This window comes from Vibrio sp. S9_S30 (assembly GCF_014694455.1).
Lineage (GTDB): Bacteria > Pseudomonadota > Gammaproteobacteria > Enterobacterales > Vibrionaceae > Vibrio.
The window spans coordinates 91,069-106,558 of sequence record NZ_JAAUWT010000006.1 but is presented as its reverse complement, the minus strand read 5'-3'; the positions used below and the strand labels follow the sequence as shown (position 1 = coordinate 106,558).

The following is a 15,490-nucleotide window of genomic DNA, read 5'->3' as shown; positions in this document are numbered from 1 at the left end:
GTTTTCACGGCTCGCTCTCTTTTTTGTGTGCGATATTACCTTGTACTACGATATTACTTTGTAACTACGATATTACCTTGCACTACGATTTCACTTTGCAAGGTGCCGTAGCCAGCACCAGTCCGTGATTGAGCCAAACAACCCTTATTGAAGCTTGTAAAACACCGTAGAGAGCGGTGGAATGCTCAATAATAAAGACGTCTCTAAGCCTTCGCTCACAACGCTTTCTGTTTCTACCGACTCATAGACCTTAAATCCACTGCCACTATAGCCAACATCATCCGTATTCAGAAGCAAGGTGTATGTCCCGCTATTTGGAACACCTAAACGAAAATGCTCGTGAGGCACTGGCGTAAAGTTACTGATAATGAGTATGCGGTCGCCGTTTTCAGCAATACGCTCGTGTGCCAATACACTGGTCTCTTTAGCATCCTGCAAACGCCATTCAAAACCATTCGGGTGACTGTCCAGTTCGTGTAATGCTTTTTCATTGCGATACAGGAAATTCAAATCGCGTGTGAGATCTCGGACTCCTTGGTGGCGCTCAAAATCAAGTAAAAACCACTGCAATTGATCATCGTGATTCCACTCTGCGGTTTGACCAAACTCTGCCCCCATAAAATTCAACTTCTTACCCGGTTGAGCGTACATATACCCCATGTAAGCTCTCAGGTTTGCCGTTTGCTGCCATTCGTCCCCCGGCATCTTGTTATGGATGGACCCTTTGCCATAAACCACTTCGTCATGAGAAAGCGACAACACATAGTTTTCACTGTGCGCGTACACCAACGGAAACGTGATGGTATCGTGATGGTATTTTCGATGAATAGGATCTTCTTTTATGTAAGAAAGGCTGTCGTGCATCCAGCCCATATTCCATTTAAACCCAAAGCCAAGCCCTCCCATAAAGGTTGGCGCAGATACTCCTGGGAATGCTGTTGATTCTTCAGCAATGGTCATCGCATTGGGGAAATGGCGGTACACTTCTTCATTCATCCATTTAAGTGTAGCGATGGCTTCGTAGTTCTCGTTGCCTCCATCGATATTGGGAATCCACTGGTCATGGCTACGCGAGTAATCCAAATAAATCATGGAAGCAACCGCATCCACTCGAATGCCATCTATGTGGAACTGTTCAAACCAATACAACGCGTTCGAGACTAAAAAGCGACGCACATGCTCCTGTCCCATATCGTAGATAAACGAATTCCAATCCTGATGCCAACCTCGGCGAGGATCGGGATCGTGAAATAGAGGTGTACCATCAAAGTTCGCTAATCCATGGTCATCTGAAGGGAAATGTGCAGGCACCCAATCAAGTATCACCCCAATTTCCGCCTGATGGCATTGATCAACAAAGTACTTAAAGTCGTCCGGCGATCCAAATCGGCTCGTCGGGGCAAACAATCCAACCGGTTGATACCCCCAAGAACCGTAAAATGGGTGTTCCGAAATGGGCATTAACTCCACATGGGTATACCCCAAGTCTTTAAGATAAGGAATGAGTTGCTCGGCGAGTTCTCGATAATTGAGGAAATCACCGTTTTCATTGCGCTTCCATGAACCTGCATGCAGCTCGTAAAAAGAAAGGGCTTCTTTTCGCTTTTCCGTTACGGGTCGCTCTTGCCACGCGCTGTCTGCCCAATTATATCGCTGGTGATTGTAAGTCAATGAGGCAAACGATGGATGTTGCTCTGAATGAAACCCCCATGGATCCGCTTTGTGAGGTAAGCCTTCGCCGTCCGGTCCTTTCATTTCAAATTTGTATTGCGTACCTTCAGGGAGATCAGGAATAAACAAACCCCAAATCCCATAATCCAATTTTTGTAATGGGTTTCTACGCCCATCCCAATGGTTAAATGCACCAATAATACTGACTGCTGAAGCATGTGGGGCATACACCAAAAACCGAGTACCCCTCACTTTTTCATTGCCACGGTCCATGCTGACAAATTGCGCCCCCATGTGTTGGTACATGTGCTTGGGAGTATGCAAATCATCGTATTCAGCGTAAAGCCCATGGTACTGATACGGATCATCCAGAATCTGCTCTGTACCTGACCAATCGACCGCCAAACGGTAGTGAATGTGCCTTAAATCTAGATCACCTTTTAGAATGAAGCCGCTCGCTTCCTCTCTTTCGAGATCGAGGCGAGTATTGTCGTCTAATACCAACTGAACATTGTCTGCACCCGGAATCCAGATTCTTAACGCGATGCCCTTTTCTTGACTGTATGGGCCAAGAAACGAAAAGGGATCGGAAAATGCAGCTTGAGAAAGTTGGGCATAGGCGCGTTTGGGTTGTCTTTTTTTATTCAATGCCTTGTCCCCTAAGAACGTTGCGAACTGATTAATCATTATTGAAATGCAGTCTATTTGACCTGCGTATAGCAGAATCCAAATCCTGCATCCGTTCACCTTAAACGGATGCGGATTTTATGAGCGAGAGAATAATAAAAACCACAGACTGTTAGATTTAGCCAATATCTAACAAAGGGTTACCGTATAGAATCCTCTACTTTCGGATCAGTTTATCACCTCAACAGCAAAGTGAAAGCATTTGCATAAAAGGATAACACCACTTACGCTCTCTTTTTCCGAAGTGCGGTTATTCGCTCGGCGAGGTTATGAATATTGTCGTTCGAGAAAATGTTATCCAAATTAACGGAAAGCTTCCGGCGCCAGTTGGGGTATTCATCGACGGTACCTGGAATATTGACCGGATTATCCATCTCTAACCAATCTTCTAATTGCACGCTAAATAGCGCGCTGTTGCCAGCGGCCAAGTGTAACTGAAGCGCTTCACTCAGGTGCCTATCCATCGGAACCGTTGCCGCGTCCCGACCAACACCGTCTGGCAGATAACCATGCCAAGCCACACTGTTCAGGATTTCTTGCTTGCTTCTTAATCTGTCGTCAAACAGCTTATTTAACTGAGCCTCATCTGGGTACAATCCCAGTTCCTGCCCCAGTTTCAAATCATCACAGTGCCAAAGACCTTTCAAGGTTGGCATATCGTGCGTACAAAGTGTCGACATAGACTGTTGTGAGTAATGCTCTGGTGAGTAATACCCACCATCTTCAGCGACTTCAAAGAAAAACACTTTATAGGAATGAATGCCGGCATCGGTAAGCAGTTCAACAATTTCATCCGGTACCGTTCCCAAATCTTCACCAATTACCGAACATTTATGACGATGGCTTTCAAGCGCCAGCAAAGCAAGCAGCTCTTTTACCGGATAATAAATGTAGGCACCTTCAGACGCATTCTTACCCTTTGGTACCCACCAAAGGCGGAGTAAACCTAAAACATGATCGATTCGCAATGCCCCACAGTGATGCATATTCGCTCGAATCAAATTGATAAAAGGCTTGAATGATCTTGCTTGGAGCTCTTGAGGGTTGAGCGGAGGTAACCCCCAGTTTTGACCAAGTGGACCAAGAATATCTGGCGGTGCACCAATACTCACAGCCTGACAAAGCTCTCCTGTATCTGCCCACGCTTCCGCCCCCGCATCCGATACTCCAACAGCCAAATCTCTGTACAAGCCTATTTGCATGCCTTTTTCTTCCGCTAACAGTTGAGCCTCTTGGATTTGACCGTCGGCTATCCATTGCAAATACAAGTAGAGCTGAACGGAATCCTCCTCATCAACGATAAACTTGCGCACCGCTGGGCTGCAGTATTTTCGGTATTTCTCAGGAAAAACGGGCCATCCCCATATATCATCGTATTGCTCACACAAATTGGCATGCAGTGCATCGAATGTCGCTTGTTGCAACAAGCTTTGCCCGCCATTTTCAACAAACTGCATGAACTTAGCTGCCCTGTCGGTATTGTTGTCTAAATGACGATGCTTAAATTCTTGATAAAGCATCGGTAACACGCTCATTTTCAGGGCAGAGACTTCGCTGTAATTCACCCAATGGGATTCGCGAGCTTGATGCAAGCGTTGTTGAAACTCAGTACTGCCTACTCGGGCTTGCGCTTCGCTACTCAGTGCGAATTCAGGCACGGAGCTGACATCGATATACAGGATATTTAACCAGCGCCGAGAAGAGGGACTGTAAGGGCTTGCCCCTTCTGGATTGGCTGGGAAGAGAGAATGGATGGGGTTGATTCCTATAAAATCTGCTCCTCTTTCTGCCACTTCCCCGACAAGTTGCTTTAAATCACCAAAGTCGCCTATTCCCCAATTATGGGATGTGCGCAGTGTGTATAATTGAATGCTTGGTCCCCACATTTTTTCATCGCACAACAGTGATTCTTGTTTGTAACAGCTTTTAGGGGCGATCACTAATGTCATTTCATAAGGTGCTTTTCGGCGCTTACGCGTTAATGTGAGTGTGTGGTATCCCCAAGGAAGATTGTTCGGCAACGAAAAAGTAAGTGGTCCACCTACTTTTCGGCGGTCACTGACTATCTGTGATTGCAGGTAACCTTCAAGTACCTCACCTTCTTCAGTTTCTAATCGCCAACTGAATTCGCTTTCACGTGCACTCACTCCAAGGTACAAATTGACATGCACGTCTTCGTCATCCGTCAGTACCAAAATGGATTGTAGAACAGGCTTTTTATGTTTTTTCTCGGCTGAGGTCAGCAGCGCTTCATCATTCGACACATCGTAACCCAGCGACGACAGTAGATACTGGACAGTGGATGCGGAGACGTCTGTTTCTTCGCCCATTGCATTAATGTAGTGTTCCGAAATATTTGCCATCGACGCGACGCGCTTTACTGCTTCTGCTGTGGTCTTATTTACTTCTTTCATATCTCTCTCCGAAGGTGGACATGACCTACCCTCTTGTATTTCTGGCGCAAAGGCGGGGGATATGCCTTAACCCACGCGCCACCTTTTCACCGTCAGAACTAGCCAATTGAACCCTTGTTTTCAATCTGAGGGCATTTTACGAATTAATAACGCTTAACGGCTTTCAGCTTCCAAATGTTGTTCACATAATCGCGGATGCTTCGATCCGAGCTAAACTTGCCAACTAATGCGGTGTTAATAATGGCTTTTTTCGCCCAACCTTGTTGGTCCCGATACTGTGCGTCCATCTCTTCATGGGCTTTCACGTAAGACGCAAAATCAGCCAACACCAAATAGGGATCACCACCATCCAACAAGCTTTCATAGATCGCCGCTAAACGCCCTGGTTCTCCTGGGGTAAATTCTTCACCAAGAAGGAGGTCAAGCGACGCTTTCAATAGGTGATCGGCATGATAATAGTCATATGGGTTATAGCCTTGTTCACGTAAAGCCGTGACTTCATCCACTTCTAATCCGAAGATGTAAATGTTGTCATCTCCAACTTCTTCCCGTATCTCGACGTTTGCACCGTCCATGGTGCCGATGGTCAGTGCCCCATTGAGCGCCAGCTTCATGTTGCCTGTACCTGATGCTTCTTTCCCTGCGGTGGAAATTTGCTCAGAAACATCCGCCGCAGGGATGATGATTTCCGCCAAACTGACGCGATAGTCAGGTATGAACACCACTTTCAATTTGTGATTAACGCGATGATCACGATTGATCTTCTCGGCAACTTTGTTGATGGCGTAAATCATTTCCTTAGCTAAGTGATAACCTGGCGCAGCTTTAGCTGCAAAGAAAACAACACGAGGAACCATGTCAAATGAGGGCGCGTTAAGTAGCCTGTGGTACAGCGATAGAATGTGAAGTAAATTTAGGTGCTGACGCTTGTATTCATGCAATCGTTTGATCTGAACATCAAATATGGCATTGGTATCTAGCTCAATATCCATGTTGTCTCTGACCCATTTTGCCAAGCGTTGCTTATTCCCCTGCTTTACGCGCATAAAGTCGGCTTGGAAGTCAGTATCGGTAGCAAGCGGTTCGATTTTTCTCAGTTCATCCAGATCCGCTATCCAATCCTCGCCTATTTTGCTGGTGATGAGGTTTGCAAGACCAGGGTTACAAAACTTCAGCCAACGCCTAGGTGTTACACCGTTGGTGACGTTTTGTAATCGAGTCGGAAAGATTTCATGAAACTCAGGAAACAGATCTTTCTTAACCAAGGCAGAGTGAAGCGCCGCAACCCCATTAACCGCATAAGATCCGACAACACACAGGTTGGCCATTCGCACCATGCGGTGAGTCCCTTCTTGAATGATGGAAAGCTTGCGCATCTTATCGACATCACCAGGCCATTTCTTTTTCACTTCCAGAAGGAATAAGTGGTTAATTTGGTAAATGATCTCCATATGGCGTGGCAGCAAGCGCTGAAGTAACGCCTCGCTCCACGTTTCCAGAGCTTCAGGTAGCAAGGTATGATTGGTGTACGCAAAGGTACGTGAACATATCTGCCACGCAGCCTCCCATTCGTAATTGTGTTCATCGATCAGAATACGCATGAGCTCGGGGATGGCAACCGTAGGATGCGTGTCGTTTAGCTGAATCGTTTCGTATTCTGGCAGCTTCTCTAATGCATGACCGTTGGCTTTGTGACGACGTAAAATATCCGCCATTGAACAACGCACATGGAAATACTGCTGCATTAAACGCAGGGTTTTTCCTTTCTCGTGGTTATCGTTCGGGTACAACACTTTTGTTACGTTACCCGCATCAATCAACGCATGTTGCGCTTCGAAATAGTCGCCGTTGTTGAAACTCGCTAAACTGAACGGTGCAATGGCGCGGCACTCCCATAGCCTTAGCGGATAAACAGTCCGGCTTTGATACCCCACAATTGGCATGTCCCACGGCATACCTTGCACAAACATGCCCGGTTTCCAACGGCGTTTTTCTACACCAGCGTCATTTATGTACGTCTCTACATGCCCGTAGAATCCCGCTTGTTGGGCAAATTCTGGTCTCGCAATTTCCCATGGATAGCCTTCAACACCCGCCCACGCATCTGGGGCTTCTTTTTGGTGGCATTCTTCAAATGACTGGCGAAATAATCCATATTCGTAGTGAAGACCATAGCCAACGGTTGGGTACTGCTGAGCAGCACAAGAATCCATAAAGCATGCCGCCAAACGCCCTAACCCACCATTGCCTAGAGCGGGGTCGCGTTCTTCTTCCAGTATATCCGTCAGGTTCTGACCTAGCGCCTTTACAGCTTCATCGACAGACTCATACAACCCCATACTAATTAGGTTGTTGCCTGTTAATCGACCAATTAGGAATTCAAGAGAAAGGTAGTTGACGCTTTTAGCGTTTTTGATATTGGGATCATTTTCCGTTTCAAGTAAATCGAAGATGGTCAACTCTGCCAATGCACGACCTGTTGCTAAATACCACGCTCTTTTAGACGCCGTTTCAACGGTGGTTGCATACGTGGCTGACAAATGCTTTTTTACGGACTGTATGAATGCTTCTTTATTGAAATTCTCTTGTTTTTTTATATTAACTTGCTTTTTAGGCTTCATTTGGAATTCTCATTGTTGGTTTTCCATCCCCCTAAGCCACCTTCCACATTAGACTACGAGACACTGTTGACTCATATTCGGTCAGTCATTCACGGATATAAGAAAACCATTAACCGATATGAGGTAGTCATAAACGAATATGAGATAATCATTAGCGAACGAAAACTCAGCTCAGAAAGCATGCTTGGGACAATAGCCAAGCGGCGAATGTGCTCTCAGAAACAAACCGGTCATATTGATTCTGGCGTTAACATCTACAGCAAACATCGCATTGAGTGACACCGAATAAACAAGTGCAGCTCTAAATAAAAACCGCTTGGGTAGCATGACTATGTTCCACGTCATCTCGGGCTAATACATCATCCTGATTAGAGGTGGAGAAGGAGGAGGAAAGAGGGCGTAGAGTTGAAGCATACATACAACCAGTGAGCTAATTGTGAAATTATGTACAACACTCTCCCCTAGAGTGATCAGGCTCATGTTTTAGCTAAAAAAAAAGCAATAGACATAAAATTATAATGACGTAATTTAGGTTTCAACCATCAAGAACACCATTATTACCCTGTCAGAACGCGTGATATTTTATTTCAGTTTGCTTGAAGTTCGTGCTCCTCGACTCGAATGTTTATTTTGATTTAAGCATCAATGAGATATGAATCACACTTTTAGGGCGTAGACGTCCCCATTATTATCTTCAGACGCAAATTTAAGAGGTCGGTCAATGTCGGTGAGAACGGCTCCTCGTAGTATCCAAGGTAGAAATCACCACTCACTAAAAATACAGCCATGTGGATCCCCTCGAAACTGACTCGTCCTAAGCGCCTACATAATGCCATTCTCCGCCCGAGAGTATTAGAGCTACTCAAACAAGCGCCCTTTTATAAACTGATCTTGTTTCGTTCACCAGCAGGGTATGGCAAAACGACCATGGCTGCGCAATGGCTAACCGAACAGGCTAACGTTGGGTGGTTTAGCATTGATGAGACAGATAACGAAACTTTCCGGTTTGTGAATTACTTTTTGCGAGCACTCAACAACGCGACAAGCGATGGCTGCAAGAGGTCATTAGCGCTGGCTGAAAAAAGGCAGTTTTCTTCGCTTAAGTCTCTGTTCAGTGAACTTTTTTCTGAAATCAGCCAACTCACCGATACCTGTTATTTGGTGCTGGACGATTATCACTGCATCACCAATGAAGAGATTCACGACGGGCTACGCTTTTTCTTAAAACACTTACCGGAAAACATCACCTTAGTCGTCACTAGCCGTGCCGTTCCCCCCTTAGGCGTCGCCAACTTACGAGTACGCGATTTATTGATTGAAGTCGATAACGCGTCGCTGGCATTTGATAAAGACGAAACCACACGGTTCTTTAACCTAAGAGTCACCGACGGCATTGATGATTCTACCGCAGACATGCTTTGCCAATACGTCGAAGGTTGGCCTTCCGCCCTTCAGCTATTTGCTTTACAAGCGCAGTATCAAAAAAAGACATTAGTCCAATCTGCGGCAACCGTATCAGATTTCAACCCTAGCCATCTTTGGGATTACCTCGTTGAAGAAGTGTTCGATCTGTTAGATTCAGAAACTAGGCACTTTTTAATGCAATGTTCGGTATTCGATATATTTAACGACGCACTTGCAGCTCAAGTAACGGGCAGAGATGACGCGTTAAGTATGATAGAGAACCTCAACCGATTTGGTTTATTTATTTATCCGTTAGAAGGTGAGCAAAACTGGTATCGATTCCACAATTTATTTGGTGAATTTCTGGCGCACGAAAGACAAACTCACATGCCCAATCAAGATGCCCCACTTCATCAGGCAGCCGCAACCGCTTGGTTGCATCTTAAAAACCCAGACCAAGCACTTAATCATGCCTTAAAGTCGGAAGACGGCGATCTTGTGGTTCACGTGCTAGACCAACACGGGTGGGCAATGTTCAACCGAGGAGAGCTCACTTTGTTGGAACATGCGCTTGAGTTTTTACCCGTCGAACAACGATTCAGTCAGCCTAGTTTGGCACTTTTACGGGCTTGGATAGCTCAAAGTCAGCACCAATATGACAGAGTGGGAGCATTGCTGGATGAAGCAGGTAAACAACTCGCCCTCAAAGAATGCGTGCTGACGAATAACGACCAAGGGCAGGTTAACGCATTATTGGCACAGGTCGCTATTAATCAAAATGAGCCAGAGCGTGCGCAAGAACTGGCAGAGCTCGCACTTAGCCAACTGAACCCAACAACCTACCGAAGCCGCATAGTCGCGACGTCTGTCATGGGGGAGGTCAACCATGTTTTGGGGCACTTAGACCGTGCTCTGCCTTTGATGCAACAAACAGAGAAACTGGCACGCCAATACCAAATTGTTCCTCAAGCGCTGTGGGCACTGTTGCAACAAAGTGAGATTCTGATTGCGCAAGGGCTTGTGCAATCAGCCTATGAGGTTCAAGACAAAGCCTTCCGGTTGGTGCAAGAGCAGCATTTAAACCAACTTCCTCTCTATGAATTTCTATTGCGTATTCGCGCTCAACTGCTTTGGAGCTGGAACAAGCTTGACGATGCAGAGGACTGTACATGCCGCGGCTTGGATGTACTTGGAAAACACAATCAAAGCAACCACTTATTTGGCTACTCTATGTTAGCGCGTATTGCCATTGGTCGTGGCGAGTTGGATAAAGCGGCTCGCTATGTTGAGCAGATCCAACACTTAATACAACATTCCGACTATCACATCGATTGGAGCGCTAACGCATCGCTTTCCCTGCTGCTGTATTGGCAAGCTAAAGGCATGTTGCCAGAGATCGAGCATTGGTTAGGCACGGTGCAGCGCCCTACTGCTGCGCGTAATCATTTCAGCCAACTCCAATGGCGAAACATTAGCCGAGCGTATCTAAGCTTGAACATGGTTGAGCAGGCCAAAGCAACCATGGCATTTTTACAAAATGAAGCCATTAGCGCTGGTTTGGTCAGCGATCAAAATCGAAACCTCGTATTGGAAGCCAATATACATATTTTGATGGATGAACAGGAAAAAGCAGAAGAATCGCTAGAAAAGGCGATGAAACTGACCTTACAAACCGGCTTTGTCGGTTATTACTTGGTTGATGGGGAGCGGCTGCTTACGCCCTTGAAAAGCTTGTCTGCGAAAACCCGCGTAGGGGATATTGAAAAGCACCGAATTCAACAGTTGATCAAAGAGATAAGTAACAAGCATCGACATCGGTCAGCCCATTTTGATGAACAACTGATCGAGAAATTAGTTGACCACCCAGATGTGCCAGAACTGGTCAAAACCAGCCCACTCACACAAAGAGAATGGCAAGTTCTTGGGTTGATCTATGCTGGGTTAAGTAACGAACAGATATCTCAAGAACTGGATGTAGCAGGGACAACCATCAAGACTCATATCCGTAACTTGTACCAAAAGTTGGCGATTGCAAATCGAAAGGAAGCCGTGAAAACGGCCGAAAACCTTCTTCATCTAATGGGCTACGTTTAGCATCAGTCGCCCTTCCTGAATTTAGGTATAATCACGGAATCCACAAAGCGATTGCACACGGAATAGACAAGGTGCGAACGGTATGGGTTTATACACTATTGGCTTATACAGTATGGGTTTATAAGAAAGACACGGAGGTCTGATGTTGATTGAATGGCACCCCAATCGCCTTTGGTACTGGGATTCAACAATTTGTCAGTACGGTATAACAAACATACATAGGATGTTTGTTGTGAAAAGAAATGATGGGATATTAATAGTGATAAACCCAGTCGAGTTAACCACTCAGCTGCAACTGTCGCTTTCTGAGATAGGTGTAGTGGGTCAGGTGATTACATCGTCACCAAGCTATCATTACGCTCTATCAGAATGGTGGTTAGCGTATTCAGAAGCCTATTTTCTCGCCACTCCTACGGTCATTCAAACACGTTCTGATCTTACTTTCGATGACGCACTGTCCTCTTCAACGCACCCTTTTCTTAAAGGAGAAATCTTTCAAACTTCGATACGAGGTTCTAATCAGCCTAGGAAAGTGCTTTTCTGTGATCCAATCAGTCGTACCCTATTATTACCGGACTTACTGGTTATGTCTCAGCCCCATCTACCCTTAAGCCAACGGCTCTATGCGGCTATCAATGGCGCATCTTACGCAATGAGTTTGCCAATATGGAATAGGGTACAGATCAACAAAACATCGTTATTGAGAGCCTCCGTGCAAGAGGTGTTAACTTGGCCAGTGGAACACATATTATCCAGTACTGGTTTAATACAGAGAGGAGAGGCGAAAGAAGCCATTTACCATGCGTATCGCTGGGCATTTTAGTGTTGCTCATTCTCTATAATCCATTCGTTTTTACAACTTTCAGATAAACCCTTTCCGAAGTATAAATTTGTGACCAAAATCTAATTGTCTTATAAGGCTCTTTTGAGCCATAAAACGTGGTTTTCGCTGATTTTTCGCATTTTGCAATTCCCATTCTGCAAATCAATGCAAAAATGTAAAACAAAACGCATATTATATAGGTTGAATTATTAGGCATCGCACTCGTTTGATAGGTCCTCCCCACTGACAAACAGTGTTGGACACCAAAAAACAAAGCAGAGATAAATAATCTTTATTTACAATAGGTTAGGTTTGATTTCCTGAATAGAACGTAAAAAAATAGCCAACCGCAATTGGCGATTGGCTTATATTTTTTGTGAACAAATCGGGTTCACTAACAACGTCAGTTGGCTAGGTGACCCTCGGCTTTAATAAGGGTCACGTTAAATAGTGCAATGGGTGTGCCAACTTTAAATATTATTTTCAAATACGCTCAAATTGTGTAAAAAACGCAGATCAGAATTGACCGTATTTTCTCCCACATTCTAGGGTTTATTGAACTTTCAAGAGAATTTCGCGGTGAGTTGTAAGTTCTTTATAAAAGGCAGAACATATACGATGTCGTCGCCTTATATAAACGACTGATAACGCAATGTAAGGGATCACAAATGCTGCCCCAAAAGACCACTAAGGCATGGAATAAGTTGTCACTTTCATTCAAAAGCATTCTATATCATAATCGCCCCACCCCTTATCGGAGAAAATGAACGACTTTAATGAATCTTTTGAAAACCTTTTTTAAAGGTATAGCCATGGGCGCGGCGGATGTTGTACCAGGTGTGTCTGGCGGTACGATTGCCTTTATCACAGGAATCTACGATACGCTTTTAGAAAGCATTCGTCGTGTTAACCCTTCCATTATCGGCATTTGGAAAAGAGAAGGTTTTAAAGCCGCCTTCGACCACATCAATGGTTTGTTCCTTATCACTCTTTTTGGCGGCATCATTCTTAGTATTCTAACGCTTGCCAAACTTATCTCGTGGCTATTGGTTGAGCACCCTATTCCACTTTGGTCATTCTTCTTCGGTCTGATCTTGATTTCAGTCGTGCATGTTATGAAACAGGTAGAGAAAAAGAACGCCGTTACTGCCTTGTTTTTATTGTTAGGCGTGGGCTTTGCCTACTCCATCACGGTAGTCAGCCCGTATCAAATGGCAGACACAAACTTGAATATCTTTCTTGCCGGTATGATTGCGATCTGCGCGATGATCCTTCCTGGTATTTCGGGCAGCTTCATTCTTTTACTACTGGGCATGTATGGTCCAATTCTAGCCGCAGCTAAAGGGCTACAGATCGATATTCTGATGCTGTTTATGTTGGGCTGTGTAGTGGGTATTCTGAGTTTCTCTCATGTTCTTTCATGGCTATTGAAAAAGTTCAGAGACCACACGCTAACATTTTTGACGGGGCTTATGTTGGGCACCCTCCCGAAAATCTGGCCTTGGAAAGAAACGATCTCTTGGCGCACCAACTCCAAAGGGGAACAGGTTCCACTGGTTCAACACAACCTGTCCCCGTTTGAATTCGAATCCGTTATTCAACAACCATCTCAACTTACGCTTGCCATCGTAATGATGTTGGTAGGTATTGGGTTGGTTTGGGGGCTTGAGAAAGTCGGTTCAAGAACCGAATCATAATTTCGACGTCCCAAGACCCTAAGCAATGCCAGTCATTTAGTCTGGCTGGCATTTTCTTTTGGGGAATGAACGGCGTGCTCCCTTCCAGCTCAACACCTCCAATATGCGTGTTGTTATGAGCTACAACTCAATTAGTAGTGCTTGTGGGACATTCAAAGACGGCGAAGCTGAAGATTATACAGTGGATATTCAATAAGAAACCACGTGTAATGACTGTTCAGCTCAGCTTTAAATAATTCACTGAACACACCTATAGGTTGTTGTCAAAGGCTCTAAGCACTTGCATTTAGAGCCTTTTCCTTTTTGGTTAACTCGCTCCTATTCTCGATCAGGTAAGCGCAATCGTTTTGCTTATTTCCTTCGCCGATTTATTATCCGAATGAATACACGATAGTCACATTCTGACGTAAAGGTCGTTACGCACACTACGCTATGTGCTAGCATTCCCTTGTTTATAAATTAGTGATTTATCATAGAAAATGTTGCGAAAATTATTGCCTGTCACAATCATATTTTTGGCGCTTCTAGCGGGCTACTATACCCCAAGTGTGTTAGACGCGATGCAATCAGACACTCAGCCTGTCAATCTAGAGGACTATTGCCTGCTTTCAACCACGCCTTGTGAAAGCGATGGCACGACGATGGTCATGGAGCAGGATTCCACACAACCTTTGGAACCCACTCGAATATTCGTCGTTTGGCCAGATAGCCAAGCTGAATCTTTAACGTTAAAGATGGAAGGCTTGGAAATGGATATGGGTGTGGTGCAATTTCGCCTAAAAGGTCAAGGAAACGGTCAATATGAAGGCGAGTTGATGTTGCCTGTTTGCACCATAGACACGATGACTTGGTACGGACAACTGAGCGATGGACAGAAAGACGTTCAAACTGCCGTAAAAATGAGGACGGTACATGAATAGAAATTGGGCTCTCGCGCTCATTGTAGCGTTCGCTCTTGGCATTTCGGTCAAAATGTATTTCGAACAACAAAGTGCCTTACCTGTTGCCAGTCATAATAGCGGCGCCCCTGTAACGTTATTCGGGGCTGACAACACACCTGTCAACTTAAATGATCTCACCGACACCAGAATCCGAATTGTCTATTTCGGTTTTACGCGTTGTCCCGATGTATGCCCAACCTCTCTCGCCATGATGGCGGGAGCACTCAATCAACTCGATGACGAGCAACGAATGCAGTTCCGCCCAATATTCATATCGCTTGACCCCGAACGGGATGAACCTCAAAAAGCTAGTGAATATGCCGCCTATTTTCATAAAGATATCGAGGGGCTGTCTGCTCCGCTCGATACAACCAAGCCCTTGGCAAGTAAGTACGGTGTCATTTTCAGGAAAACGGAACTTGCGGACTCTGCCTTGCAATACACCTTGGATCACAGCTCTTACTTTTACTTTTTGAAGCCTGATGGAACCTTAATGACTAAAGTCCCGCATGCGCTTTCACCAGCACCGGTTTTAGCCGCGATGAACGATATTCTTAAAACCCAAAATCCCCAAGGATAACGACATGAAACGTAAAGCTCTCCTGCTTGCCGCTCTTACTTTAGCACCTCTGGTTAGTGCTGCTGAATCAGATAGTCTAATGATTCACGAGCCTTATGTGCGTGCCACTCCACCAAATGCCCCAACCAGTGCGGCATTCATGCATATCATGAACCGTTCCGATAAAGATCGTGTTATTGTTTCTGCCACAACCTCTGCCGCAGGTCGTGTAGAACTTCACATCAACATAAAGGACAACGATGTGATGAAAATGCGTCAAGTCGAGACGATAGCAATCCCAGCCAATAGCAATGTGTCGTTAAAGCCAGGGGGATTGCATATTATGCTTTTCGACCTTAAGCAGGCTCTAAAAGAAGGCGAATCGGTTGAAATCAACCTCACGTTCGCAAACGGCGATACAAAAACCGTAAAGGCACCAATCCAAAAAGTCCTATCAGGAATGGAGAACAAGCATAACCACTAAGTTGCTCATACTATATTATGAAGTATAATATCGGCGGAGAGTCGGACTGCTTCAATCGAACGTCTTTAATGGGCTTCGTGCAGGTGAGCTCTCCA

The 15,490-nt window shown here is 45.2% G+C and carries 10 protein-coding genes; 7 read left to right on the top strand and 3 right to left on the bottom strand.

Annotated elements, in window-relative coordinates; genetic code table 11:
- Nucleotides 1-144 precede the first annotated feature (144 nt).
- The 3 genes from glgB to HC752_RS08985 all read right to left on the bottom strand — a co-directional run bounded on the left by glgB (nucleotide 145) and on the right by HC752_RS08985 (nucleotide 7,393).
- The gene (gene glgB, locus HC752_RS08995) at nucleotides 145-2,358 is read right to left on the bottom strand and encodes a 1,4-alpha-glucan branching protein GlgB (protein ID WP_190334808.1); all 2,214 of its coding nucleotides are present in this window, start codon (nucleotides 2,356-2,358) and stop codon (nucleotides 145-147) included.
- 224 nt (nucleotides 2,359-2,582) lie between these two features.
- Nucleotides 2,583-4,772 carry a 4-alpha-glucanotransferase gene (gene malQ / locus HC752_RS08990; RefSeq protein ID WP_190334807.1) on the bottom strand — a complete coding sequence of 730 codons (2,190 nt, stop codon included), beginning with the start codon at nucleotides 4,770-4,772 and terminating at the stop codon, nucleotides 2,583-2,585.
- 143 nt (nucleotides 4,773-4,915) lie between these two features.
- Nucleotides 4,916-7,393: a glycogen/starch/alpha-glucan phosphorylase gene (locus HC752_RS08985; protein WP_190334806.1), complete on the bottom strand. Its 2,478-nt coding sequence runs from the start codon at nucleotides 7,391-7,393 to the stop codon at nucleotides 4,916-4,918.
- 786 nt (nucleotides 7,394-8,179) lie between these two features.
- Here HC752_RS08985 and malT point away from each other — a divergent pair.
- The 7 genes from malT to HC752_RS08955 all read left to right on the top strand — a co-directional run bounded on the left by malT (nucleotide 8,180) and on the right by HC752_RS08955 (nucleotide 15,395).
- Nucleotides 8,180-10,891, top strand: a complete 2,712-nt coding sequence (gene malT, locus HC752_RS08980) for an HTH-type transcriptional regulator MalT (protein WP_190334805.1) — start codon at nucleotides 8,180-8,182, stop codon at nucleotides 10,889-10,891.
- Between the two features lie 223 nt (nucleotides 10,892-11,114).
- Complete coding sequence (locus HC752_RS08975) at nucleotides 11,115-11,714, top strand: hypothetical protein (protein WP_238930481.1); 600 nt, start codon at nucleotides 11,115-11,117, stop codon at nucleotides 11,712-11,714.
- Between the two features lie 776 nt (nucleotides 11,715-12,490).
- Entirely contained in the window at nucleotides 12,491-13,411 is a 921-nt protein-coding gene (locus HC752_RS08970) for a DUF368 domain-containing protein (RefSeq protein WP_190334803.1), read from the top strand.
- 58 nt (nucleotides 13,412-13,469) lie between these two features.
- Complete coding sequence (locus HC752_RS25420; RefSeq protein ID WP_446751430.1) at nucleotides 13,470-13,607, top strand: GEVED domain-containing protein; 138 nt, start codon at nucleotides 13,470-13,472, stop codon at nucleotides 13,605-13,607.
- 283 nt (nucleotides 13,608-13,890) lie between these two features.
- Complete coding sequence (locus tag HC752_RS08965; protein WP_190334802.1) at nucleotides 13,891-14,331, top strand: hypothetical protein; 441 nt, start codon at nucleotides 13,891-13,893, stop codon at nucleotides 14,329-14,331.
- Complete coding sequence (locus HC752_RS08960) at nucleotides 14,324-14,932, top strand: SCO family protein (protein ID WP_190334801.1); 609 nt, start codon at nucleotides 14,324-14,326, stop codon at nucleotides 14,930-14,932. The genes HC752_RS08965 and HC752_RS08960 overlap by 8 nt, the downstream gene beginning before the upstream one ends.
- 4 nt (nucleotides 14,933-14,936) lie before the next feature.
- Nucleotides 14,937-15,395: a copper chaperone PCu(A)C gene (locus tag HC752_RS08955; protein WP_190334800.1), complete on the top strand. Its 459-nt coding sequence runs from the start codon at nucleotides 14,937-14,939 to the stop codon at nucleotides 15,393-15,395.
- Nucleotides 15,396-15,490 lie beyond the last annotated feature (95 nt).